This window comes from Cognatiyoonia sp. IB215446 (assembly GCF_033963825.1).
Classification (GTDB): domain Bacteria; phylum Pseudomonadota; class Alphaproteobacteria; order Rhodobacterales; family Rhodobacteraceae; genus Yoonia.
This window is the reverse complement of sequence record NZ_JAXBMD010000002.1, coordinates 40,556-65,876: the sequence shown is the minus strand read 5'-3', so window position 1 is coordinate 65,876 and position 25,321 is coordinate 40,556. Positions and strand designations below refer to the sequence as shown.

The following is a 25,321-nucleotide window of genomic DNA, read 5'->3' as shown; positions in this document are numbered from 1 at the left end:
GGCCGCACATGCGGTTTCTGATCGTGCTTATACACGATTGCCCCCGATGAGCCCTGCCGCTATCTAAGGCCAACTCATAGCATAGCGGAGCAGCGCCAATGGCCAGCAACCAATTCGTCTACTTCATGGATGGCGTGTCCAAAACCTATCCCGGCGGAAAGAAGGTCTTTGAAAACATCCGCCTGAACTTTCTTCCCGGAGTGAAGATCGGTGTCGTCGGCGTGAACGGCACCGGTAAGTCCACCCTGATGCGGATCATGGCGGGTCAGGACAAGGAATTCGCGGGGGAGGCTTGGGCGGCTGAGGGCGCTCGCGTCGGGTACCTGCCGCAGGAACCGGAACTCGACCCTGCGCTTACGGTGCGCGAGAACGTTATGCTGGGAGTGGCTGAGAAGAAAGCGATCCTTGATCGTTACAACGAAGTGGCCATGAACTATTCCGAAGAAACCGCTGACGAGATGGCGCAGTTGCAGGATCAGATCGACAGCCAGAACCTTTGGGACCTCGACGCACAGATCGACATCTCGATGGAGGCCCTGCGCTGCCCACCCGATGACTCGAATGTGGAAACGCTGTCGGGGGGTGAAAAACGTCGCGTTGCGCTGTGCAAATTGCTGCTCGAAGCGCCTGACATGCTGCTGCTCGACGAACCGACCAACCACCTCGATGCGGAAACCATCGCCTGGTTGCAACAGCACCTGATCGACTACAAAGGCACCTGCCTGATTGTCACCCACGACCGCTACTTCCTTGACGCAATCACCGGTTGGATCCTGGAACTCGACCGCGGGTCGGGCATCCCGCATGAAGGCAACTATTCCAGTTGGCTTGAGGCAAAGGCGAAGCGGCTTGAGCGGGAAGCCAAGGAGGACAAATCCAAACAGCGCACGCTGGCCCGCGAACTCGAATGGATGCGGCAAGGCGCTAAGGCGCGGCAAGCCAAATCCAAGGCCCGGATCGCCTCCTATAATGAACTCGCCAATCAGTCCGAACGCGAAAAGGTCGGGCGCGCACAGATCATCATCCCCAACGGTCCCCGGCTTGGATCCAAGGTGATCGCAGTCGAGAACCTCAAGAAACATATGGGCGACAAGCAGTTGATCGAAGACCTCAGCTTCGATCTGCCCCCTGGCGGCATCGTCGGCGTAATCGGGCCAAACGGTGCAGGTAAATCCACCCTGTTCGGCATGCTGACCGGCCAGATCGACCCCGACGAAGGCAGCGTTGAATACGGCGACACGGTCAAGCTGGCCTATGTCGACCAGTCCCGCGATGCGCTGAGCGCCGACGCCACCGTGTGGGAGGAAATCAGCGGAGGGGCCGAAATCATCGAACTCGGCGATGCCTCCATGAACTCCCGCGCCTATTGCTCGGCCTTCAACTTCAAGGGCGGCGATCAGCAAAAGAAAGTCGGCCTGCTGTCCGGCGGTGAACGCAACCGCGTCCACATGGCCAAACTGCTCAAATCCGGCGGCAACGTCCTCTTGCTCGACGAACCCACCAACGACCTCGATGTCGAAACGCTCCGCGCTTTGGAAGACGCCCTGGTCAGCTTTGCCGGCTGCGCGGTGGTCATCAGCCACGATCGCTTCTTCCTCGACCGGATCTGCACCCACATCCTCGCCTTCGAAGGCGACGCCCATGTCGAATGGTTCCAGGGCGCGTTCACCGATTATGAGGAAGACAAGAAGCGCAGGCTCGGCGCAGACGCGCTGGAGCCCAAGCGGATGAAGCACAAAAAATTCGTGCGGTGAACAGACTTACGCAATTCGTCTCGAGATCGGTTGACAGAACCTAACTTGCTGAAACCCAAGTCCCCCCGGGATAAGCATATCTCGTTTAGTATAATTGGCGGACCTTGGATCCGAACGTTGACAGCTCGGAGGCGAAAATCAGCAGATACGCGAGACGTCGGTAGTTGCGCCAAGGACGGCGCGATAGGGCGTAAGAGTCTTCAAACACCTGGTCACAACTTGTTAACTCAACAATCGAGGAAAACTAGCTCACAGACTCTACCAACGTCGGAAAGTTAAGTAATTGGTCTGCATGGAAAATTCCGCATGCCATAGTTTTACCCGGGCAGCGTCGCGAAAACGTTCATAAACTGCCCATAACGGTCGATCAACGAGTAGCATAAGGCATCAATTAATGAGACTTCTAGCAACAACCCTCATCATTTTCACTACCATATCCAGCTTCGCCAACGCACAGTCAGCTTGGGAAGGCTTGTACGCCGGGGGTTCTTTCGCCGTGTTCCGCGGAGAAAACACATACGCCAATTCCGATGGTGATCTGGGCTTCAATCTCGAGGGTGACATGTTTGGCGCATTTGCCGGATACAATACCTTGTTCAATGGCCTTGTTGTTGGTGGTGAACTCGCCTTGATGGCTGGCGCTGCGAACGAAGAAGGCTTTGCAGGACAGTACGAGTATAGCTCGTTCGTTGATATCAAAGGAAAGGTGGGCTTGATTGCTGGCGAATTCATGCCGTACCTGATGCTGGGCGCCTCAATTGGTACTCTCGAAGTCGACGAAGAAGGTCGGCCTGATCGAAATTTTGATCAGACAGAAACCGGCATGTTGATCGGAGCTGGTGCGGATTTTGCTGTAAATGGACAGTTTGCGGTGGGTGCAGAAGTGATGTCACGGCGGTTTGATTTCGATTTTGGTGATGTCCCTCTGGTTGATATGGAAGCTAACGTAAACAGTTTCGCTTTGCGAGGCCTTTACCGCTTCTAAAAATCTGCGCGAAAGTAATCGTCGCTTCGATGTGCGCACCTATCTGGCGTGAAGGTTTCGGCCACTGCGCTAGTCGTTTGTAGATTGCATGTCCATGAAACGGCGCGCTTAGCAAAAAAGGTATTGGCAATCGTCAGCCCAGAACGTGAAGTTCCCGGTTCAGACACAATCGGGCATCTCCCGAAGTATTGCACAGGAGGTGAAGTCAACGCCGGAGTAATCCAAGATATCCACCTGAAATCCTCACATTCTTGCCATCTTCGTTTGGCCCCCTGCAAGTCCCAATAGGCGAGGAGTTGGCGATGTTTTTTGTACGTGTTTGTATAAGTGCGATCTTGGCCCTTGCAGCCTTAGCAATCTTTCGAACGATGATTGGCTCACAAATGGGTCAGGGCGGTGCAGTGTTGTTTACGCTGCTGACTGTCTCGTTGATCAGCTTGTCTCTGCAGATGCACCTACCATCCGGCACAGCGGCGAAGCAGCAATCCCCGCGCCCCCGGACTGATCAACGGCTTTAAGAATAGTGGGCCAGAGTGCTAAACTTGAAAGGGCAACAGGACACCCTCGATAGTTATGGAACGCACCCAACAAAGTCGCAAATGGCTACGCAAAAAACCCAAAAAATCGACAGTATTCAATTTACTGCCGACGCGGCAATAATCTTGTGAGTTCCTTTCATTTTGTTGCCGATTCAGATATGATCAAAATGCAACGCGACTCTATCGACCACTGTCTCCTTCCACGGCCCAGTCCTTCGATTGAAGTTTGACCGAGCCGACCCGCTGCACTCCCGCGAGCGGAAAACATAAGGAAGACAAAGACATGGCTTCAGGCACTGTCAAATGGTTCAACACAACCAAGGGCTACGGTTTTATCGCGCCCGACGGCGGCTCAAAGGACGTATTCGTTCATATCTCAGCCGTTGAGCGGGCGGGTCTGACCGGTCTGAAAGACGACCAGAAGGTGAATTTCGACATCGAGGCTGGACGTGACGGGCGCGAAAGCGCCGTCAACATCACCTTGGCAGACTAAGTTTACCTGAATTATACTCACCGGAAGGGCACCGAAATCGGTGCCCTTTTGCATTCTGGCAAAAATCCGCGCCTGTTCTCACTCGTGCAGGACAAATGTGACGCGCATCACCACGCGATATTCATCTATCTTGCCATCCGTCACAGTCACTTTCTGATCTGCGATCCAAGCACCCGTGATCCCTTTGAGCGTTTTCGACGCCTTCTCGATCCCCTTTGCGACAGCATCATCAAATGACGTTGTCGATGACGCGATGATCTCACTTACCTTAGCAACTGACATGGCATCCTCCCGGTTTGATGTAGAAAGTTAACGTAGCGTCAAGCGCCGTCCCAGTCCACATCATCGGCCTTTTCCACATGGAGCATACCGTCCGGATATGGCTGCATCATCGATTTCGCGGTGGCTTCGTCGGATGAAAACCAAAGGTCGACCTGATCGGCATTCAATATCACGCCCATACGGTGATGGATATCGCGCACGTCGGCTGAGGGCGCGCAGGTGATCGTGGCCACCTGAGACACCTCGATACCGCCAGGGCCGTGCCAGATGTCGTAGATGGCCGCAAAATACAGCAATTCGCCGTCTTTGCGTGAAATACGCCAGGGCTGCTTGCGGCGCCTTTCGCCCGTCCATTCGTACCAGCCCTCCACGGGAACGACCGCACGTTTCACATCCGCAAAGGCCGATTTGTCGAAAACGGTCTCGGACCGCGCATTCACGATCGTCTCCATCACGGGGCGACCGCGCGCGTTCACGCGCCCGACCGGGATCATTCCCCAGCGCATATGTTGTGCGCCGTCTGAGGTCAGCGTGATCACCTCCTGCCCAGGCGCGATGTTGTAGCGCGGCGCGTCAGCCATCCCAGCCGCTTCGCGCGTCAGAAAGAAACGACCGGGCAACGCCTAGTCCACCGTTGCAATCAGGTCGAGGATTGCCGGACCCATCGCATTCACGATTGCGGACACCCCTTCCGTGTTCGGATGGAGGCCGTCTGCCTGCATGAGGGCCGCCATTCCGTCTTGCGTCCCCGCAACAGCGCGTAGACCGGCAGCGAAATCGGGATAGAGCGGTACGTTGTATTTTTCGGCAAGTGCCGCATACATCCCTTCGAAATCCGCCTTGTAAGCAGGGCCGTAATTGGTGCCGACTTCCAAGCCGACGAGCAGCATGGCCACATCGGCCTCCGCTCCGGCCGCCAGAATACCGTCCAGATTCTGGCGGCTCACCGCTGGATCAAGCCCGCGCAGGTAGTCGTTGCCGCCCAGGCTGATGATCATCGCATCCACATCCGGGGTCAGTGTCCAGTTGACCCGGCTCAGCCCGCCTGCCGTCGTATCGCCAGAGACCCCGGCATTCATGATTTCGACATCAGCGCCTTGCGCCTGCAGCCAATCCTCAAGCTGTGGGACAAATCCGTCCGCCTGCGGCAGGCCAAAACCGGCTGTCAGGCTATCGCCCAATGCCGCGACGGTGATCGTTTCGGCTTGGGCCGCACCAGCCATCAGCAAAACCGCTGCACTCAGGTTGCGGAGTGTCGAAACCGCCCCATATCCAACTGAAACGATCTGTTTAGAGGCACGCCGTATGACCGACCCCGTTCTAACCATTACAGATGCAAACCTATCGCTTGATGGGAATGCAGGCCGGGTGGACATCCTGCATGACATCTCGCTCACCGTCGCGGCTGGTGAGACGTTGGGGCTTGTGGGGCCAAGCGGATCGGGCAAATCATCACTCCTCATGCTCATGGGCGGGCTTGAACAGGCCACATCCGGCACGATCAGCGCCCTGGGTCAGAACCTGACCGCGATGAACGAAGACCAGCTTGCCCGCTTTCGCAGGGACAATATGGGGGTGGTTTTTCAATCTTTCCACCTGATCCCGACGATGACAGCATTGGAGAACGTCGCAACCCCGCTGGAACTGGCCGGTGCGGCCGACGCCTTTGCGCGGGCCGAGGCGGAGTTGGAGGCCGTGGGACTGGCCGACCGGATGGATCACTACCCCAACCAGATGTCGGGTGGGGAACAACAGCGCGTCGCGCTCGCCCGCGCCTCGGCCCCACGGCCTCGGCTGCTCCTCGCGGATGAACCGACCGGCAATCTGGATGAAACGAACGGCCACGCGATCATTGATTTGCTGTTCGGGTTGCGTGACCGGCACGGAGCGACGCTGATCATGGTGACCCACTCCAATGAACTTGCGCGGCGCTGCGACCGCGTGGTGCGTTTGCGTGATGGCCGCATTGATGCGCCGCTGGCCGAGGCCGCGGAATGAGTCTGCGCGTCGCGTCTCGTTTTGCCGCGCGAGAGTTGCGCGGTGGCTTGCGTGGGTTTCGGGTGTTTCTCGCCTGTCTGGCCTTAGGTGTGGCGGCGATTGCCGCCGTTGGCACCGTCCGTGCCGGGATTGAGGCGGGGCTGAAACGCGACGGGGCGGCGCTCTTGGGCGGCGATGCGGAGGTCGAGTTCACCTATCGTTTCGCCCGCGAAGATGAGCTGGCGTGGCTGCAATCGATTGCTGAGGACATCTCAGAAACCGTCGATTTCCGCTCAATGGCGGTTGTGGAACGCGATGGCGACACCGAACGCGGCCTGACCCAGATCCGCGCGGTGGATGACGTCTATCCGCTTGTGGGGCAGGTCCAACTGGACCCGTCCATACCGCTGGAAGATGCACTTGCGGATTATGGCGGTGTGATGGAACGCGTGCTGGTCGACAGGCTCGCCCTGCAGCCGGGAGACACTTTCCGTTTGGGCGAACAGAACTTCACCTTGCGCGCAATCCTCGACCGCTACCCTGACAACGCCGCCGGAGGTTTCGGCCTTGGCCCACGTACGATTGTCCTGACTGACGCACTGGCGGAGTCCGGTCTGATCGCGGAGGGCACGCTCTTTTCGACGCAATATCGGCTTGATCTACCAGATGGCGCGAACCTGCAGGCGCTGGAAGATGAAGCCGAGGCGCAATTCCGCGACAGCGGCCTCCGCTGGCGCGACAGCCGCCGGGGCGCAGGCGGGGTCGAGGAATTTGTGGACCGGATCGGCGCCTTTCTGATCCTTGTAGGTCTGTCCGGTCTCGCCGTTGGCGGTGTTGGCGTATCTGCCGCCGTGCGGGCTTATCTCGCGAGCAAAACGAACGTCATTGCCACGCTAAAAACGCTCGGCGCGACGCGCGAGACGATTTTCCTGACCTATTTCCTGCAAACCGGGGCGCTGACCCTGCTTGGGATCACGATTGGCGTCATTCTGGGCGGCACCCTGCCCGTCCTGTTCGCACCGATCATCGAGGCGCGCCTGCCGATCCCGGCGGCCTTTGCGATCTATCCGGGGCCCTTGATCGAAGCCGCGATCTATGGACTGCTAGCAGCGCTCATCTTCACGCTCTGGCCGCTGGCCAAGACGGAAGATATCCGCGCGGCCACCCTTTTTCGCGACGCGTTTGCGGCATCGCAGTTTCTGCCTGCCAAACGCTATCTGGCGGCCATCGGGGCCCTCCTCGCTGCGCTCATCGGGGCGGCGATCTGGTTTTCGGGCACCGCTTTCCTCACGCTTTGGACGGCGGGCGGCATCGCCGGGTCGCTCATGATCCTGATCCTTGCCGCTGTGCTGATCCGCTGGATTGCCCGCCGCTTGCGGAAACCGACGCGCGGGCGCACAGCCTTGCGCCTCGCCTTTGGCTCCATCGGTGCACGTGGTGGTGAGGCGACCTCAGTCGTCCTCTCACTCGGCCTTGGCCTGACGGTGCTTGCCACCGTTGGCCAGATCGACGGCAACCTGCGCTCATCGTTCAGCGATGATCTGCCCGCCGTCGCCCCCAGCTATTTCTTTGTGGATATCCAGCGCGACCAGATCGACGGCTTCCGCGAACGGCTCGACGACGACGAAGCCGTCAGCCGCGTTGACAGCGCGCCGATGCTGCGGGGCATCATCACCCAGATCAACGGCATCCCGGCCGAGGATTTCGCCGAAGGCCACTGGGTCGTTCAAGGCGACCGGGGTGTGACCTATTCGGACGCCCAGCCCGACGGCACCGAAGTCACCGCCGGGACATGGTGGCCCGAAGGCTATAACGGCCCGCCCCAGATCAGCTTTGCTGAGGAAGAGGCGCTGGAAATCGGCCTTTCCATCGGGGACATGATGACGGTCAACATCCTTGGCCGCGATATCACGGGCGAGGTCACCAGCTTCCGGAACGTGACATGGGAAGACGCAGGCATCGGCTTTGTGCTTGCGATGAACCAAAGCGCATTAGCGGGCGCACCCCATAGCTGGATTTCGACCGTCTATGCCGAAGAAGAGGCCGAGGCGCAGATCCTGCGCGATCTGGCGACGGCATATCCCAACATCACAGCCGTGCGGATCAGGGATGCCATTGATCAGGTCATCGAATTGGTCAGCGGTATCTCCGCTGCCACGCGTTACGGCGCGCTGATTACGCTCATCACCGGTTTTCTGGTACTGATCGGCGCGGCGGCAGCGGGCGAGCGGATGCGGACCTATGAAAGCGCGGTTCTAAAAACACTGGGCGCGTCGCGACAGAGTATTCTGGTCAGCTTTGCCTTGCGCGCCGCCCTTCTCGGCCTCGCAGCGGGGATCGTGGCGCTCGGAGCCGGTATCCTTGGTGGCTGGGCCGTGTCGACCTTTATCATGGAGACCGGTTATAGCATCATCTGGACCAATGCGCTTTTGATCATCGGGGGTGGTGTCATGGCCTCAACACTTGCCGGGCTGGCATTCGCATGGCGCCCGCTTGCCGCGAAACCGGCGCGTGTCTTACGGGCGCGTGAATGACCGTACCTGCCTTTTTTGGCTATGGCAGCCTGGTTAATTTGGGGACGCATGACTATGCCGACCCAACGCCTGCGACGCTGACAGGCTGGCGACGGGTCTGGCGCACCACGAGCTTGCGCGAAACGGCGTTTCTATCGGTTGAACGCTGTGCCGCGAGCGAAATCAAAGGCATCATCGCTCATGTGCCGGATGCCGATTGGGCGGCGCTCGATGCGCGCGAGGCGGCATATCAGCGCTACGATGTTACGCACGAAATCGGTCATCACCGACCAACTGCGGTATATCAGGTGGAGGAGGCTCACCGAGCGCAGACCGGGCCACAGCCCATCCTGCTGAGCTACCTCGATGTGGTCGTGCAAGGTTATCTGCAGGTTTTCGGTGAGGAAGGCGTCACTCACTTCTTTGACAGCACGCATGATTGGCAGCCGATCCTCAACGACCGCGCCGCCCCGCGCTACACGCGTCATGTGCCGGTCAGCGAGGCCGAACAGGCGCTGGTTGATCGCCACTTAACGGCGGTGATGCAGAATGCTGAATAGGCGCGCCTGGCGCTGAAACGGCTCTTGCCCGCATTCCTCAGGTTTGGCATCGGCCATGATCCGGCGCGCAAGGATATAGGCGAGCACAGCAAAGACCGCACCGCCCAGATACTGCCCGATCAGCACGCCCGGCGCGCCAAAAAGTGCGGCACCAACAATCACAAAAGGGATCGTGCCGAGCGTATTGCGGCCCCAGTTCACGATGGTCGAATAGAAGGGATGGCCCAGATTGTTGAACGAGGCATTGGCCACAAAGATCACGCCATTAAAGAAAAACATCAGCGACAGCGGCCCGGCAAAGAGAAACACCAGCGTCAATGCCATACCGTCCAGTTGGAACAGCCAGACAAGGCCGGGGCGTGCCAGAAACAGGATGAGTGAAACGACGATGACTACCAATCCGGCAAACATCACCCCTTCGCGAAAAGCCTGTCGCACGCGGTCATTCAAACCTGCACCCGCATTCTGACCGATGATGGGACCAATAGCGCCCGACAACGCAAAGATGATCCCAAAGCCCACGGGCGTGATCCGCGCGACGATTGCCATACCGGCCACCGCGTCCTCACCATATTCGGCCATGGCGCGGGTAACATAGGCCTGCCCCACGGGCGTGGCCAATTGCGTCAGGATCGCGGGGACAGCGATTGCCAGGATCGTGCGCAGATCGATGGACAGGCTGGCTGGTGTCGGTTTGTCGAACCCGCCGTAATGCCTGATCAGCGGGATCAGTGCGACAACTGCAATCACGATCCGTGCTGCGACACTGGCGAGTGCTGCGCCCATAAGCTCAAGATCAAGACCAAAGATCAGGATTGGGTCCAGGACGGCGTTCACCAGGCCACCCCAGATCGTCGCCATCATCGCCCGGCGCGCATCGCCGTGGGCGCGCAGGATCGCGCCGCCGATCATGCCGACCATCAGGAAGGGCAGCGAAGGGACGATGATCTGCAGATACATCACGGCAAGGTCCAGGGTCTCACCCGTTGCCCCCATCAATCCTGCAAGGAAGGCGAGGTTAAACCACACCACCGCAGCGAAGATCGCCCCGAAGATCACGCCATAGATCAGAGAGTTGGTGGCACGCCTGCGCGCCTCTTCGGCCTCGCCCGCCCCCAAGGCACGGGCGACAAGGGCACCAGCGGCGATGGCCATGCCGATCCCGAACGAGGTGGTGAAAAACAGTATCGCGCCCGCATATCCGACGGCAGCGGCAAGCTCGGCCTTGCCAAGCATCGAGATGAAGATCATGTCGATGAAATCGACGAGGAACACCGCCATCAGCCCGATGGAGGCTGTGAACGACATCACCGAGATATGACCAAAGAGGTTGCCTTGGGTGAATTTCGCCTGCGCGTCCGCCATCAGGGCCGCACGATCCGAAGGGCAAAGGGAAGGGTCTTTAGCTTTCGCATCTCTAACGCCGTCTTCCTTTCCACACTGATCACAAGCGTGTCGCCATCATGGACGTCTTGCAAGGGGAAAGGATCGGCCTCGGTCCAGCCCATGCGTAATGTCAGCATCTGCGCGCCAGCAGGCAGGGCCGTCTGCATCTCCTGCCCATGTTTAAGCTGCACGATCTCCTGCCCGTCCACACCCACCCGGAGCGGACGCAGAACGCCGAAGAAGCCGCGCAGGCGGCGGATGGTGACGTGCTTTTCCGGCTCAGACAACAGGCTTGGTCTGCAAGAGCGGCATGACATCCGCCATTTCCGGCCCCCGCTCCCGGCCCGTGATCGCCTTGCGCAGCGGCATGAAAAGGCCCCTGCCCTTGCGCCCTGTCGCGGCCTTCACCGCATTTGTCCACTCGCCCCACGTCTCTGGCCCGTAGGGCAGCGGCGGCAGCAGATCAAAGGCTTGCGCGACAAATTCACGGTCCTCATCGGCGATCAGCGGCGTCGGCCCATCACGGAAGAGCGCCCACCAACCGGCCACATCATCAAGCGTGTTGATGTTGTCGCGTACGACATTCCAGAAAGGTGCTACCAGAGCGTCCGGCACACCGGCTGCAGTGATCACATCAGCCACATCACCGGCATCCAGCGTGGCAAGATGGCGTGCGGTCAGAGGCCCCAAATCATCGGCATCAAACTTGGTCGGGGCAGAGCCGAATTTGGACAGATCAAAGCCTGCCACAACCTCTTCGACAGACGCGCGCAGCTCCACGGGGTCCGAGGACCCAAGCCGCGCCATCAGGGACAGTATCGCTTGCGGCGCAATCCCCCGCTTGCGCAGATCACGTAACGCCAGCGTGCCCAGCCGCTTTGACAGCGCCTCGCCCTGTGGGCCGGTCAGCAGCGAATGATGCGCAAAGCGCGGGACATCGCCGCCCAGCGCCTCGATCATCTGGATTTGTGTCGCCGTGTTGGTCACGTGATCCGACCCGCGCACAACATCGGTGATCCCCATCTCAGTATCATCCACGACAGAGGCAAGGGTATACAGGATCTGCCCGTCATTTTTGAACAGAACAGGATCACTGACCGAGGCTGCATCAATCGAAATCTCACCGATAATCCCGTCGACCCAGTTGATCCGTGCATGATCCAGCTTGAACCGCCAATGCGAGCCGCGTTCTGCCCGCAGGCGGTCCTTTTCATCTTCCGACAAATCCAGCGCCGCCCGGTCATAGACCGGCGGTTTGCCCATATTCAGCTGCTTCTTGCGCTTCAGTTCCAGTTCTGTCGGCGTCTCAAAGCATTCGTAAAGCCGGCCCATGTCGATCAGCCGCTGCTTCGCTTCCAGATACCGGTCCATCCGTGCTGACTGATGCTCCACCCGGTCCCAGGTCAGGCCGAGCCAGGTCAGGTCGTCCTTGATCCCTTGGATGTATTCATCCTTCGACCGCTCCGCATCCGTGTCATCGATCCGCAGGATGAAGGTCCCACCCTGTTGCCGGGCAATGGCGTAGTTGAACAAGGCAGCGCGCAGGTTGCCGATATGCAGCCAGCCGGTGGGCGAAGGGGCGAATCTGGTTGTCGTCATGGACCTGTCTCCTATTGGCGGCACGCTTTGTCATGACGGGCCGGGTTTGTCCATTGTGCGCCACTGATCACGTCGCTGTGCATTGCCCCTGCGTCATCCTGCCCTACCCTCACACCATCCAACAGAAATGAGAGGTTCATTCCGATGAAGCTGACCCGTCGCCAAACATTGTTGACCGGGGCCGCGTTGCCCCTTGCCGCCACCGTGCCAGGCACCGCGCAGGCCGAAGGACATGCCGCCGCCCTGCCCACCCATCGCGACTTCACCTTGGGCGATTTCAAGGTCACCACCCTGCTCGCCGGAAGCCGCGCAGTGGAGGACCCGCAAAGCATTTTTGGCATGAACGTTGATGCCGAGACCTTTGCTGATGTCAGTGCAGCCAATTTCATTGCCGACGACAGCGTACAGTTCTTCTTTACGCCCACGGTCGTGAATACCGGGACCGACATCATTCTGTTCGACACTGGCTTGAACCCCGCCGGTACGGGTGCGGCCGTCAATGCCGCCGGCTACACAGCCGCAGACATCACGCATGTGGTCATTACCCATATGCATGGCGATCATATTGGCGGCCTTAGCGATGATAGTGGCGCCGAGACATTCACAAACGCAGCTTATCTGACTGGACAGGTTGAGTTTGACCACTGGGCCAGCGCCGAGAATGACAATTTTGAAGCAAAGGTGCGCCCACTGGCTGAGAAATTTGCTTTCCTGGGTGACGGCGACGCCGTGCGCTCAGGCGTGACGGCAATGGCCACGTTCGGGCACACGCCGGGGCATATGGGCATCATGCTGGAAAGCGGTGGTGAGCAGCTTTTCCTGATGGGTGATATCGCCAACCACCATGTCTGGTCGGTGGGTTACCCCGATTGGGAGGTGCGCTTTGACATGGACAAGGCTGCGGCAGCGGCCACACGCCGTCGCGTCATGGACATGGCAGCAACGGACCGGATTCCAATCATCGGCTACCACATGCCCTTCCCCGGCATGGGCTACATCGAAACGCGCGATGACGGCTTCCGCTACATCCCGCATAGCTATCAGTTGCTTTGAAGCAGCGCCTTTGGGAAGCCCGTCTATTCAGGACGGGCTGACCGGCCATCTCTGGCCCAGATCCTCCAACCCGGCTTTGACGATCTCTTCGACGACATCCAGATCCACATCAGCCAACTTGTTGATGTAAAGACAGCTTTTCCCGATCTTGTACTTACCAAGCCGGTCCAGAACCGACTGGAAATCGGCATAGCCCGGCATGATGTAAAGCGACAGGTTCGCCTTGCGCGGGCTAAAACCGGTGGCCAGAAACTCTCCCGACCGACCGCTTTCATAGGTGTAGCTGTAAGAGCCATAGCCAATGATCGTTGGACCCCACATCTTGGGCTGCCAGCCGGTCACCCGACGAAACAGCGCATCCAGTGTTTGTGCGTCAGCCCGGCGGGTTGGATGCTCAACCGCGTTGATGAAATCAACGGGATCGACTTCGGTGGGCTGTGTCTTGTTCTCGGCCATGCGTTCAGCCTAGCAGATCAAATCTCGTCCTCAAAAGGATTGCCTATGCGCACCTCCCAAATACCGTTTGGGGCGCCAAGGACATCTGTACGACCTTCGCGCAGATGCTTACCCTTTTTCTCAAGCCGGATGCCAACAAGATTGATGATATCCGCGGCTTCATGGGTCATGTGAACGACGTCGAACCTGATGCTGTTACCATCCGTGTTGAAGGAAAGCCGTTGCTGGCTCTGTCGTCCGGGATGCCGCCGCTGAATGCTGCGCAGATCATCCAGCGGAATGGTGGTTTCTTCACGGCGGTTTATGATCCGCAACACCTCATCCCCGATGATCAACCGCACCCGCGGCGCGCGCCTTGGAAAGGCGGCCCATAAGCCCGCCAGCAGCAGGCCGGGGCCAGCCAGGATGAACAGAAGATCCACGAAATCGTAGCGCAGCGGCAGTCCGAACCGCGCCCAGAACAAGGTCAGCGGGATGGCGATAAACACGAGCAGCCCGCCCCCAACGCGGCGAAACCGGAAATCCTCTCGGATGTATGTGTCAGCCGCCGGTGCTGTCATTGCGAAATCTGGCAACCAGCGCCTTGGAATGAGACTTGTAAGTTGTTCCCGTATGGCGATTGCGGAAAGACCGATGCTGGCTTGTCACCGTGACATCCCCCCGCTCATAAGTGCGCAAAGACCGAAAGGCGAGGCTTAGGCATTGTCGCGCCACCTGTTCACAATGGGGTAACGCCGGTCGAGCCAGAACGCTCGGTTGGACAGCCGTGGCCCCGGCGCGGACTGAAACCGCTTGTATTCGCTGATGTAAATCAAGTGCTCCACCCGCTTGACCGTCTCGCGATCATAACCAGCCGCGACGCATTCAGCCACGGAAGCCTCCTGATCCACAAGCATGTCCAGAATGCCGTCCAATACTTCATAGGGCGGCAGGCTGTCTTCGTCCTTCTGATCCGGGCGCAGCTCGGCCGAGGGCGGTTTGTCGATGATCGCCACCGGCACAACCTCGCCCGCCGGGCCCTTCATCCACTCGAAGTGGTTGGCATTGCGCCAGCGTGCGGTCTCAAACACGCGGGTCTTGTACATGTCCTTGATCGGGTTGTAGCCGCCCGACATGTCGCCATAAATTGTGGCATAGCCCACCGCGACTTCGGACTTGTTTCCTGTCGTGAGCAACATTTCGCCGAACTTGTTCGACTGCGCCATCAGGAGCAATCCGCGCAAACGCGACTGGATGTTTTCCTCGGTCAGGTCCTCGGCCCGCCCCTCAAAAAGCGGTGCAAGCGCTTCGGTCACCGCCGCTCGCGGACCCGCGATACTGATCGTGTCGTATTTCACGCCTAGCGCCTTTGCCGCCGCTGCCGCGTCATCCAACGAGGCCTGGCTCGTGTACTCCGACGGCAGCATCACACAGCGCACGTTCTCCGCGCCCAGCGCATCCACGGCGATGGCTGCGACCATCGCGCTGTCGATCCCGCCTGAAAGACCCAATAGCACCTTTTTGAAACCGGTCTTGTGCATGTAATCGCGTAAAGCTTCGACCATCACCCGATAATCCTGTGCGGTCGCGTCGGGCAGCAGCGCTTTCTCTCCGTCCAGCGCGACCCAGCCGTCATCGGTTAGTTCGAAGTCCACATGGGCATATCCGGTCTCAAACACCGGCATCTGCAAGGCGAGTTTCGCGCCGGGGTTCAGGACAAACGAACCCCCGTCAAACATCTGATCATCCTGCCCACCGACCATATTTACATAGACCATCGGCACCTTGTTTTCGATCACGCGCGCGACCATCGTGTTCATCCGGATCGGGAATTTGTTCCGGAAATAGGGCGATCCATTGGGCACCAGCAGGATCTCTGCCCCGCTTTCCACCATCGCCTCGCACACATCCGGATACCAGGCATCCTCGCAAATCGGCGCGCCAATGCGGGGGCCGTTATTTGTGGAAAACGGACCCGCGATATCGGCACTCTTGAACAGGCGCACCTCGTCAAAAACGTTGAAATTCGGCAGGAAGTGTTTGCGCATCCGGGCAATCACCTCGCCGCCGCGCAAGGTGTAATAGGCGTTGTAAAGCCGCTCTTCCTCAATCACTGGACAGCCAATCGTCAGGGCGGGACCGTCAGCACAATCCGCCGCCAGTTGCATCAGGTGCTTCTGCGCATCAGCGACGAATGCAGGCTTCATGACAAGGTCCTGCGTCTGGTAACCGACAAGGAACATCTCGGGCAACGCAACCAGGTCCGCACCGGCCTCTTTGCCGACGGCCCAGGCCGCCCGCGCCTGTGCCGAATTGCCTGCGATGTCGCCCACTGTGGGGTTCAGCTGCGCCATCGTAATTCGAAATATTTTTGTCATAGTTTTGTCCCAATGCACTGCAATGGATGTAGCAGATTGATGCGTGGGGAAAAGGCAATAGCGCCAGATCGCAGAAGTGATGTGAGCGTTAACAGTTGTCTCTACATAGGACGTCACCTAAGCTGCGCTCGGCTGGGGAAGAGATGGAGAAACACATGAAGACGTTTGGATTAACATCGGGCCTTGCGGTGGCCGCATTGTCGGTGGCCTTCGCCACGGGCGTGCAAGCCCAAACAGTCCAAACAAAACAATATGATGACGGTGGCGTCTACGAGGGCGAGTTCCTCGAAGGCAAACAGCACGGCACCGGCACTTACAGGCTACCGAACGGATACGAATACACCGGCGATTGGGTCGAGGGCGAGATTCGCGGGCAAGGCGTCGCGACTTTCCCCAATGGATCGGTCTATGAGGGCGCGTTTGTCGCCGGCAAACCCGAAGGTCAGGGTCGAATCACATTTGCTGATGGCGGCACGTTCGAAGGTGAATGGGTTGACGGCAACATCACCGGTCAGGGCGTCGCTGAATACGCCAATGGCGTAGTCTACCAGGGCGAGTTCCGCAACGCGATGCATCACGGCGTCGGGATCATGACAAGCCCCGGCGGTTACATTTACGAAGGTGAGTGGATCAACGGCACGAAAGAGGGGCAAGGCAAGATCACGTACCCAGATGGCGCCATCTACGAGGGCACGCTGAAAGCAGGCGAGCGTGACGGCACCGGAACACTCAGCATGGCAGATGGGTTGGTCTATTCAGGCGAATGGGTTGACGGCCAGATCCAAGGCGTCGGGACGCTGACCCAACCTAATGGCGATGTGTACGAAGGCGACTTGGTCGCCGGTCGCCGTGAGGGTAACGGCAAAATCACTTACGCAAATGGTGATGTCTACGAAGGCACCTTTGTATCTGACCGCCGTGAAGGCACCGGCACGTTCCGCGGCGTTGACGGTTATGTCTATGCGGGTGCCTGGGTTGCCGGCCAGATCGAGGGCAATGGTGAAGTTACCTACCCCGACGGCTCTGTGTATGTCGGCTCTTTCCAGGCAGACTTGGCCCATGGTGCAGGCAAGATCACCTATCCCGATGGCTCAAGCTATGAAGGCGATTGGGACATGGGTGTCATCAACGGCACTGGCATTGCCACTTACGTCAACGGCCTTGTCTATGAAGGCGAGTTCCTGAACGCCAAGAACCATGGTCAGGGCACGATGACTTATGATGATGGCTATGTTTACGAAGGTCAGTGGGCCGAAGGTCAGCGCAACGGCATGGGCCGCGCGACCTACGCCGACGGCACGATCTATGTGGGCGAGTTCCTGAACGGCCAACGCCACGGTGAGGGCGAGATCACGTTGCCTGATGGCTTCACCTATGTGGGCGCTTGGGCCGAAGGTGTGATCAACGGCGAAGGCGTTGCCACTTACGCCAACGGTGATGTCTACGAAGGCGAATTCATCCGAGGCCGCCGCGAAGGCGAAGGCACTATGCGCTATGCCACCGGCCAAGAGACTACCGGTATCTGGTCCGACGGCGCTTTGGTGTCTGAGACGAGCTCGAACAACTGATCAAATCCTCATACGGATTTTCGGGGCCCTGCGCGCAGCGTGGGGCCCCTTTTTTTATGAACCACCTTTGGACCAATCTCTGGTTCTAACCCGTCCATTTACGCAAGAACCGGGTCGTTCCAGCGAGACGGCTCAATTAGGCGTCCCCTACTAAATCATCAAACGGAGACCGGAATGCTTCTGGACGGAAAGACGATCATTGTGACCGGGGCGAGCAGCGGAATAGGCGCCGCAGCGGCGCAGATTTTTGCGGCAGAGGGCGCGAAGCTGGTCCTCGGCGCACGTCGTGCTGAAATGCTCGAAAAAGTCGCGGGCGAGATTCGGGCAACCGGTGGCGAAATCGATTTCGTCGCAGGCAGCGTTGAAGAAATTGGATATGCCGAAGAACTGGTCAATCGCGCGGTGACCCGTTTCGGCGGCCTTGATGGCGCATTCAACAATGCCGGCATCACAGGAGACATGCGCCCGATACCTGAAATGGACGAAGGCAACTGGCAAAAGGTCATGGCCGTCAATCTCAACAGTGGTTTCTACGCGGCCAAGTATCAGATCCCGGCAATGCGCAAGCGGGGCGGTGGTGCGATTGTCTTTACCTCCTCCTTCGTCGGTCACACGATTGGTCTGCCCGGTATGGGCGCCTACGCCGCAGCAAAGGCGGGCCTGATCGGAATGACGCAGGTTCTGGCGGCCGAGCATGGCCCAGAGAACATACGCGTCAACGCTCTTCTGCCCGGTGGTACCTTGACACCGATGGCTGGAGAGGATGCCGGTTTCCATGAGGTTGTTCGAGGCTTTCATGCGCTCAAGCGCATGGCCGAACCAACCGAGATCGCGCGCGCAGCCCTCTTCCTGCTTTCTGATCATGCCTCCTTCGTCACCGGAAGCGCCATGATCGCAGATGGCGGGAACTCTATAAACAAGCTTTAGTGGTGGGGCGACGACGGCGGCAGCGTCAGCGCGCGAGCCAGTGGAATGCAGTGCCGGTCTCTCGACTACTCCCGCGCCTCCGCATCCCCGGCAAATACGGCGCGGAGCGAGATGATTTCGAACCGGCCAAAGCGCAAGCTGACCGAGCGCCCCTCCACGTCTACTTCGTCAATCTCCTCTTCCAGGAAATTCACGCGGCAGACACGGAGGGGGGCTTTGGCAAAGGTCAGGTGCGCCTCGGTCTCTATCCCCTTCGCTTCAAAGGCACGGAGGACAACTCCCGCCCCGTCGAAGGCGGGTTTCAACGTCTCCACAACAATGCTTGCGCTGTTCGAGATAACGAAAGCGGGCCCTTCGGCAGCATCGCCCGTTGCAGGCAGCACCCGAATTGGTGCGTTGAGATCGTAGGCCGCCTGATCCAGCACCTCGCGGTGCGCGCCCGCGATGGGCAGCAGACTGTAGGTGAATTCATGCGAACCCTGATCCGCCTCCGGGTCCGGCGTGGTGGATGACTTGATCAGCGTCAGGCGGATCGTCTGGTCGTGGATGTCGTAGCCGTACTTGCAGTCGTTCAGAACCGCAACGCCGAGCGTCTCATCTGCCAGTTGCACCCATTTTTGTGCGGGCACCTCAAACCGGGCGGCGTCGAACGCCGTATCCCGCCGGTTTGAGCGTTCGATCACGCCCCATTGAATATCGCATTGCGCGACGGGCGCATCCACACTCGTCGGGAAAGCGACCTTCAGCAATGTGTGCTTTTCGTGCCAATCGACCTCGGTTTCAAAATCGACCCGGTTGGAATGGGCGCAGAGCCGAATGATTTGCGCGATCCTGCTTCCCCGCCAATCCAGCGTCCATCTCAGGCTGGCGCGCAGCGGTCCGTTTTCGACTACCTCGAGCGCAGTCGCGCCATTCACCACCTCCATCCGGTCTTCGAAAAACGGATCAATGTCCCAGGCGTCCCAACAAATGGGACGATCCTCGAATGCTTGCCATTGATTGCCCAAGGCCCCTTGTTGCAGGACGTCACGACCGGCCGCCTTATCATAAACGGATGCGATCTGCCCGTCGTCGCGGATCACAACGCGCAGGCTGGCGTTTTCCAGGATCGCACCATCTCTGACCAGGTTGCATTCGCAAAAGCCTTCCGGCGCGGATGCCTGACTGATTGGCGTGATCGAATATGGCGGCAAGGCCGGGAAATGTACCAAGCTGCCCCCTTCGACGGGCTGTCCGTCTGGTGCTGCATCACTTGGAACAAGAGCGAGCCGCGGCCCGGTTACTGGGGAAGTATTGGCGACCGCCACCTCATCAAGGGCCAGTATCGCGGAAGCGTCCTCGGTGACCTTTTCCACAAGCGCGCCAATCGTCGCGAAATCCTTGCAGGCATCCGCAAAGACCTGCGGCACAGACGTCCCCGTGATGATGTCGTGGAACTGGTTCAGGGATAAAAGCCGCCATGCCTCGTCCAGATTTGGCATTGTGCCCGCCATTGCCGCCAAAGCCTCGGCCTCATGCAGGGCCCATTCGGCCTTGCGGTTGGCGCGTTTGATCCAGGCTTGCGAGGTGAAGACCCCGCGATGGCCTTCCATGTAATGCTCGCCCCGCCAGATGGGCAGGTCATCCCGCAGCGTCTCAAAATGCTCAAAAGTGGCACGGACCGTTTGCATCTGCATCCTCGGCATGCCTGGCATCGCCGCATACGCATGGGCCTTGGCGAGCAAATCCTCGGTCGGCCCGCCACCGCCATCCCCGTAGCCATAGCAGATGGGCAGCGTGCGGACCTTTTCGCTGGCATGGGCATTGGTCCAGCTGCCCAGCACCTCTGCAGCGCTCAGATCACTTTTGTAGTTCGTGGGGAAGGGCAGATATTGCACATCCCGTGGAGTGGTCAGCACATGAGCGAGCACACGCGACCCATCGATACCTTCCCAAAGATGGGTGGACCACGGCACCGGGTTGCGCTGGTTCCAGTTGAGCTTGTTGGTCAAAAACCAGGGCAGGCCCGCATGGCGCATCAGTTGCGGCACCTGGCTGGGAAATCCAAACGTGTCCGGCAGCCACAAAACCGGCGTCTCAACATCCCCGAAAGTGTCGCGATAATATTGCCGACCCAGCACCAGCTGCCGCACCAGCGCCTCTGGTCCTGGGATGTTCATGTCGGGTTCGACCCATGTCCCGCCCAACACCTCCCACCGGCCCTCGGCCACGCGGTCTTTGATCCGCGCGAAAAGGGCTGGATAATCCTCGGCTGTGTAGGCATAAAGCTGCGGTTGGGAATGGCTGAAGAGGTAGTCCGGATCATCCTCCATCAGCCGCAGGACGTTCGTGTAGGTCCGGGCATTCTTCAGCCGGATCTGCGCGATGGGCCAGAGATAGGCGACATCCATATGCGCATGGCCAATCCCATTTAGTGTCACATCCAACGGCGCACCCGCAGCGGCGATCCCGCGCCGCAGGACCTTATCGGCGTCTGTCACGCTGGCATAGAACGCCGCACCCAACGGGTGGCGCGTATCCAAAACACGAAAGGCATCGTCCAGCGCTGCCAAGACCCCAGCTTGTACGGAACTCTCCTCATCCAAGACCCGCGCCACATCCAATGCGGTGCTGGCAAGTTGATGAAAGGCCAGCAATGCCGGATCACGCTGCACCAGCGCAGGCGTGCCCATGAAAAGCTTTGTCTTGCTTTCCGGATCGGGCGGCCAGCCCGCCAGACCTGTCCAGCCATGCAGCGACAGCGTGTGGCGCTGCCCATCCTGCACCCAGGGGTCGAGCCGGATCGTGTGATGATGCCGATCAGCTGATCCAATGGGCAGCGTATCAATATGCACCAGCGCTTCTGGGTGGTTGAAGATATCGCCCAAGCCCCCCAGCGGTAGATGCAGCGCGAGATGCTGCGCGTCCCAATCAGGCGGCACGGTAAAGTGGCTTTTCATCACAAAGTTCAGATCGGCGCGGCCCCAATAGCTTTGATGCGGGATCTCCTCCCACCCGGTTGGGTCTGCACAAATCGGCGCATCGACATGCGCATCCTGCAAAGGCAGCAAACGGAAATGCGGCAACGGCTCCCGACGGCGAAAGATGTGGGGCGCGATCAGATCAAGCCGTGTTGCTATCTTTTCCGCCGTGAAGGGCCATTTGCCCTTCATCTGCCTATGCCTTGCGCGCGCACCAAATCAAACCCCGGCACATCCCCGCGATGAACCGGCGGGGCGAGCGCCGCCTGCCCCTCCAGTTGCGCTGGGTCCCAATCGTCGCGCCCGTCCCCCCAAGCGCGGTTCAGGTCAGGCCAAGGGATCGAATCGATCAAAAGCTGGGTGTAAGGGTGTTCGGGCGCGCCAATCACCGCTTTCGGCGGGCCAGCCTCCACCACGCGCCCCTTGAAGAGCACGATGACATAATCGCTCACATGATAGGCCGTGGCGAGGTCATGCGTGATGTAAAGGATCGAAATCCCGTATTTGTCCTTCAGATCGTAGATATTCGATAGGATCGACGCGCGCAGAGAGGCATCAACCATCGACACAGGCTCGTCCGCGATCAAAAGTTTCGGCGACAGCATCAGCGCCCGCGCCACGATCAGCCGTTGCCGTTGCCCACCCGACAGCTGATGCGGATAGCGCGGCAGAACCAGATCGGGGTCAAGGCCCACGGCATCACAAGCCTCCTCCATCGCCTTTTGCGTACGTGCCTCACTCTGTGCCAGGCCGAATTGTTTGAACGGGAACTTCAGCGCATGATTGACGCGGTAGAAGGGGTTGAAACAGGCATAAGGGTCCTGAAACACCGCCTGCACGTTCTTGCGAAAATCCAAAGACTGCGCCGCGTTCATCGCCTGCACATCCTGCCCCTCATACAGCACACGGCCCGTAGTGGGCGGGTTGAAGCCCAGCATGATCGACCCCATCGTCGATTTGCCAGACCCTGATTGCCCCACGATCGAGATGATCTGTGGCGTATCCCCCTGCAGGCTGAACGACATGGGATGTAAGGCGGTGACGGAGCCATATTCCTTGGTCACGTTTTTAAATTGCAAAAGCGGCTCTGCACTGCCACGTTTTGGGGCTTCGGCTCGCTGCTCCGGGTTAAGAAAACTCTCGCCCCCGACAAGCGGAACCGAGGAAATCAGGTCTTGCGTATAAGGGTGCTTGGGCGCTTCGAGGATCTGTTTGACGCTCCCATGCTCGACCAGTTCCCCGTTTTTGAGCACGGCCAGCTCATCCACCGTTTGTGCCATCAGACCCATATCATGGCCGATCAGCATCAGGCCCGATCCGATCTGGCGTTGGATGTCTTTCAGCGTCTGCATGACCTGCCTTTGGGTGACAACATCCAAGGCACTGGTCGGTTCATCCGCAATGATCAGTTCGGGGTTCAGGATGATCCCCATCGCAATGCAGACCCGCTGTTTCATACCTCCCGACAGCTCATGCGGATAGAGCGACCCGGTATGCAGCGGCAGGCCCACGCTTTGCAGCGCGGCATCGGACCGGCGTTTGAGTTCCGCGCGGTCGAGCTTGCCCTCATGCGCGATGATCCCGTCCCACATCTGCGGCTCAATCCGCATCACGGGGTTGAGCGAATTCATCGCCCCCTGCGGAATATACGCGATACGCGACAGGCGCGTGCGGCGCATCTGTTCCTCGTCCAGTGCCAGCACATCCGTCTCATCCAGAATGATCGAGCCACTGGCAACGCGCCCCGGCTCCGCCAACATCTGCATGACCGCCAGAGCGGTTGTGGTCTTGCCTGACCCGCTTTCTCCGATAAACCCGACACGGCGACCTTTGTGAATGTCGAGGCTAATCGCTGTGACGGCCTTCACGATCCCCTGCGCGGTCGGGAACTCGATCGACAGATCGCGCAAGGTCAGAACGGGTTTATCGGTGCTCTGATCCAGCATCAGCTTAGCTTTCTCAAACGCGGGTTTGAGACTTCGTCGAGGCCGAGGTTAATCAGAAGGAGCCCGATGAACATCACCCCCAGTAGCAAGGTCGGAATACCCCACCACCACCAGAGGTTCTGGATCAGTGCACCGGCGTTGATCGCCTCGTAAATCGTGCGGCCCAGGGTCGGGATGCGCTGTGGGCCGAGGCCTAACACCTCAAGACCCACCGCCGTGACAATTGATGTCGTGACGGATGCGATGAAGCTGCCAAAGAGGTACGGCACCAGGTTCGGCAGCATTTCCTTGAACATGATGTGCCCGGTCGAGGCCCCAGACAGCTGCGCCATCTGCACGTAGCCTGACTGCTTCATCGACAGGACCTGCGCGCGGATCAGCCGCGTGGGCGACTGCCAGACGAAACCGGCAATCAACAGCGCCATCATCGTCAGCGTCACGTCGCCAAAGGCGGATTGGAACACGACGAGGATCAGCAAGGGTGGGATCGTGATCATCACGTCTGCGCCGACGCGGATCAAATCATCAATGCGCCCACCAAGGAAACCCGCGGAAAAACCAAGGAAAATCCCAATGGACATGCCGATCAGGCTCGCCAGCAGCCCCACAAACAGCGTGTTCGGCGCGCCGATGATGATCAGCGCCAGCATGTCGCGCCCGCCGCCATCAGTGCCCAGCGGATAATCTATCACCCCAGCCTGTCCGCGCAGGTTCTCGAACCCGATGGGCGGCAGGCGCAACGGAGCTGAGCCGGTGAAGACCAGCTCCAGGTCCCAAACCAAGCGGCCCAACAGGCCCAGCGCGATGATCGCCAACAAGAGGCCCAAGCCCCACAAAAGCTTGGGGTTCAGCCACGGGTTATCAAACCGGCGAATGCGTCTGGCTTGTCTGCGTTCCGCACGGGTTACGGGCGTATCGGTCATGCGGTTTCGTGCCTGATGCGGGGGTCAATGAAGGGGTAAAGCAGGTCGACAAGGAATACCGACAACGCGGTGATCAGGATGATCACATAGCTGACCCCTTGGATCACCGGAAAGTCTTGGTTGAGAATCGCGTCATACAAGAGCTTGCCCATCCCGTTATAGGCAAAGATGCGTTCGACAAGGACCTGACCTGCGATCAAGAGGCCGATCTTCAGCGCAAAGGCCGTGATCTGCGGCAAGATCGCGTTGCGGATCATGTAACGGTAGAGGATGTAGCGTGGCCGTAACCCCTTGGCTTCGGCCAGTTTTACGTAGTCTTCGCCCTGCACCGTGATCATCAGGCCGCGCATGCCGAGGGCCCAGAAACCGAAGGTGACGATCACGATGGAGAGGGCGGGCAGGAAGCCGTGGTGGAGTACGGATTTGACGAACTCCCAGGTCCAGCCTGGTTCGACGAAGAGCCCGTATGCGCCGGTCAGCGGGAACCATTGCAGCTTGGCCGCGAAGACCCACATGAGCAGCAGGCCCGACAGGATCGGTGGGATTGATGTAAAGACCATGGCCGCAGGGATGGCGACGCGGACGAGCTTTGGTGAGCGGTCCCAGACCATCAGTGCGCCCAAGAGGTTGCCGATGAAGAATGTGATGATGAGCGACAGGATCATCAGGCCGAGCGTCCACGGTAACGCGTTGAGAATTAACGTGGAAACGGGTGTCGGGAAGGCCGCCGTGGAGAGGCCGAAGTCGAAGACGAGCGCGCCCGAGAGGTACTTGAAATATTGCACGATCAGCGGCTGATCGATGCCCATGTTGGCACGGAGTTGTGCGAGAATTTCCTCGGAATTCGCGACCGAACCGGCCCCGGCAGCCATCCGGCCCAGCGCGATTTCGGCGGGGTCCACTGGGGACAGGCGCGGGATAATCCAGATGATCGTGGCGGCGATCAGTACTGTCAGAACCAGTGTCGTCAGCCGGTTGATCAGATAGGCGCGGGGGATGCGTCCCATGCAAAACGCTCCGTTTTTGGGGTCGGCCGCGCCCCA

22 protein-coding genes are annotated in these 25,321 nt (G+C 59.3%); 9 read left to right on the top strand and 13 right to left on the bottom strand.

Annotated elements, in window-relative coordinates; translation table 11 throughout:
* Positions 1-98: 98 nt before the first annotated feature.
* The 3 genes from ettA (at position 99) to SLH49_RS07715 (ending at position 3,771) form a co-directional block, all read left to right on the top strand.
* Complete coding sequence (gene ettA, locus SLH49_RS07725; RefSeq protein WP_320268592.1) at positions 99-1,754, top strand: energy-dependent translational throttle protein EttA; 1,656 nt, start codon at positions 99-101, stop codon at positions 1,752-1,754.
* 394 nt (positions 1,755-2,148) lie between these two features.
* A complete protein-coding gene (locus SLH49_RS07720; RefSeq protein ID WP_320268591.1) occupies positions 2,149-2,739 on the top strand; it encodes an outer membrane protein in 591 nt (196 codons plus the stop codon).
* 822 nt (positions 2,740-3,561) lie between these two features.
* Entirely contained in the window at positions 3,562-3,771 is a 210-nt protein-coding gene (locus SLH49_RS07715; protein ID WP_320268590.1) for a cold-shock protein, read from the top strand.
* Between the two features lie 78 nt (positions 3,772-3,849).
* On the opposite strand, the gene SLH49_RS07710 is transcribed toward SLH49_RS07715, so the two are convergent.
* The 3 genes from SLH49_RS07710 to SLH49_RS07700 are packed head-to-tail and all read right to left on the bottom strand — an operon-like array spanning position 3,850 to position 5,276.
* Positions 3,850-4,053, bottom strand: coding sequence for a dodecin family protein (locus SLH49_RS07710; protein ID WP_320268589.1), 204 nt, complete (start codon positions 4,051-4,053; stop codon positions 3,850-3,852).
* A gap of 38 nt (positions 4,054-4,091) precedes the next feature.
* On the bottom strand, positions 4,092-4,673 hold the full coding sequence (locus SLH49_RS07705; RefSeq protein ID WP_320268588.1) for an SOS response-associated peptidase: 582 nt from the start codon (positions 4,671-4,673) through the stop codon (positions 4,092-4,094).
* A 3-nt stretch (positions 4,674-4,676) separates the two neighbouring features.
* Positions 4,677-5,276, bottom strand: a complete 600-nt coding sequence (locus SLH49_RS07700) for an arylesterase (RefSeq protein ID WP_320268587.1) — start codon at positions 5,274-5,276, stop codon at positions 4,677-4,679.
* An 82-nt stretch (positions 5,277-5,358) separates the two neighbouring features.
* Between SLH49_RS07700 and SLH49_RS07695 the strand changes: the two genes are divergently transcribed.
* Genes SLH49_RS07695 through SLH49_RS07685 form a run of 3 tightly spaced genes read left to right on the top strand, consistent with a single transcriptional unit; the run spans position 5,359 to position 9,103 of the window.
* Positions 5,359-6,051: an ABC transporter ATP-binding protein gene (locus tag SLH49_RS07695; RefSeq protein WP_320268586.1), complete on the top strand. Its 693-nt coding sequence runs from the start codon at positions 5,359-5,361 to the stop codon at positions 6,049-6,051.
* Complete coding sequence (locus SLH49_RS07690) at positions 6,048-8,564, top strand: ABC transporter permease (RefSeq protein ID WP_320268585.1); 2,517 nt, start codon at positions 6,048-6,050, stop codon at positions 8,562-8,564. The genes SLH49_RS07695 and SLH49_RS07690 overlap by 4 nt, the downstream gene beginning before the upstream one ends.
* Entirely contained in the window at positions 8,561-9,103 is a 543-nt protein-coding gene (locus tag SLH49_RS07685; RefSeq protein WP_320268584.1) for a gamma-glutamylcyclotransferase family protein, read from the top strand. The genes SLH49_RS07690 and SLH49_RS07685 overlap by 4 nt, the downstream gene beginning before the upstream one ends.
* Here the strand turns inward: SLH49_RS07685 and SLH49_RS07680 are convergent.
* Genes SLH49_RS07680 through gltX form a run of 3 tightly spaced genes read right to left on the bottom strand, consistent with a single transcriptional unit; the run spans position 9,074 to position 12,088 of the window.
* Positions 9,074-10,468 (bottom strand): MATE family efflux transporter, encoded by a 1,395-nt coding sequence (locus SLH49_RS07680; protein WP_320268583.1) that lies wholly within the window; start codon positions 10,466-10,468, stop codon positions 9,074-9,076. The genes SLH49_RS07685 and SLH49_RS07680 overlap by 30 nt on opposite strands.
* Positions 10,468-10,776, bottom strand: a complete 309-nt coding sequence (locus tag SLH49_RS07675; RefSeq protein ID WP_320268582.1) for a hypothetical protein — start codon at positions 10,774-10,776, stop codon at positions 10,468-10,470. Before SLH49_RS07675 ends, SLH49_RS07680 begins: the two co-directional genes overlap by 1 nt.
* On the bottom strand, positions 10,769-12,088 hold the full coding sequence (gene gltX / locus SLH49_RS07670) for a glutamate--tRNA ligase (RefSeq protein WP_320268581.1): 1,320 nt from the start codon (positions 12,086-12,088) through the stop codon (positions 10,769-10,771). Before gltX ends, SLH49_RS07675 begins: the two co-directional genes overlap by 8 nt.
* Positions 12,089-12,232: 144 nt before the next feature.
* Here gltX and SLH49_RS07665 point away from each other — a divergent pair, with 144 nt between their 5' ends.
* A complete protein-coding gene (locus tag SLH49_RS07665; RefSeq protein ID WP_320268580.1) occupies positions 12,233-13,141 on the top strand; it encodes an MBL fold metallo-hydrolase in 909 nt (302 codons plus the stop codon).
* 27 nt (positions 13,142-13,168) lie between these two features.
* On the opposite strand, the gene SLH49_RS07660 is transcribed toward SLH49_RS07665, so the two are convergent.
* The 3 genes from SLH49_RS07660 to SLH49_RS07650 form a co-directional block, all read right to left on the bottom strand.
* Positions 13,169-13,597, bottom strand: a complete 429-nt coding sequence (locus SLH49_RS07660) for a DUF1801 domain-containing protein (protein ID WP_320268579.1) — start codon at positions 13,595-13,597, stop codon at positions 13,169-13,171.
* A gap of 17 nt (positions 13,598-13,614) precedes the next feature.
* The gene (locus SLH49_RS07655; RefSeq protein ID WP_320268578.1) at positions 13,615-14,172 is read right to left on the bottom strand and encodes a hypothetical protein; all 558 of its coding nucleotides are present in this window, start codon (positions 14,170-14,172) and stop codon (positions 13,615-13,617) included.
* Between the two features lie 120 nt (positions 14,173-14,292).
* Positions 14,293-15,954: an NAD+ synthase gene (locus tag SLH49_RS07650; protein ID WP_320268577.1), complete on the bottom strand. Its 1,662-nt coding sequence runs from the start codon at positions 15,952-15,954 to the stop codon at positions 14,293-14,295.
* Between the two features lie 155 nt (positions 15,955-16,109).
* Between SLH49_RS07650 and SLH49_RS07645 the strand changes: the two genes are divergently transcribed.
* On the top strand, positions 16,110-17,522 hold the full coding sequence (locus tag SLH49_RS07645) for a 2-isopropylmalate synthase (protein ID WP_320268576.1): 1,413 nt from the start codon (positions 16,110-16,112) through the stop codon (positions 17,520-17,522).
* A 174-nt stretch (positions 17,523-17,696) separates the two neighbouring features.
* A complete protein-coding gene (locus SLH49_RS07640) occupies positions 17,697-18,449 on the top strand; it encodes an SDR family oxidoreductase (protein ID WP_320268575.1) in 753 nt (250 codons plus the stop codon).
* Positions 18,450-18,514: 65 nt separating this feature from the next.
* On the opposite strand, the gene SLH49_RS07635 is transcribed toward SLH49_RS07640, so the two are convergent.
* Genes SLH49_RS07635 through SLH49_RS07620 form a run of 4 tightly spaced genes read right to left on the bottom strand, consistent with a single transcriptional unit; the run spans position 18,515 to position 25,285 of the window.
* Entirely contained in the window at positions 18,515-21,601 is a 3,087-nt protein-coding gene (locus tag SLH49_RS07635; protein ID WP_320268574.1) for an alpha-mannosidase, read from the bottom strand.
* Complete coding sequence (locus tag SLH49_RS07630) at positions 21,598-23,355, bottom strand: ABC transporter ATP-binding protein (RefSeq protein WP_320268573.1); 1,758 nt, start codon at positions 23,353-23,355, stop codon at positions 21,598-21,600. The genes SLH49_RS07635 and SLH49_RS07630 overlap by 4 nt, the downstream gene beginning before the upstream one ends.
* On the bottom strand, positions 23,355-24,278 hold the full coding sequence (locus SLH49_RS07625; RefSeq protein ID WP_320268572.1) for an ABC transporter permease: 924 nt from the start codon (positions 24,276-24,278) through the stop codon (positions 23,355-23,357). The genes SLH49_RS07630 and SLH49_RS07625 overlap by 1 nt, the downstream gene beginning before the upstream one ends.
* Positions 24,275-25,285, bottom strand: a complete 1,011-nt coding sequence (locus tag SLH49_RS07620) for an ABC transporter permease (RefSeq protein WP_320268571.1) — start codon at positions 25,283-25,285, stop codon at positions 24,275-24,277. The genes SLH49_RS07625 and SLH49_RS07620 overlap by 4 nt, the downstream gene beginning before the upstream one ends.
* Between the last annotated feature and the right edge of the window lie 36 nt (positions 25,286-25,321).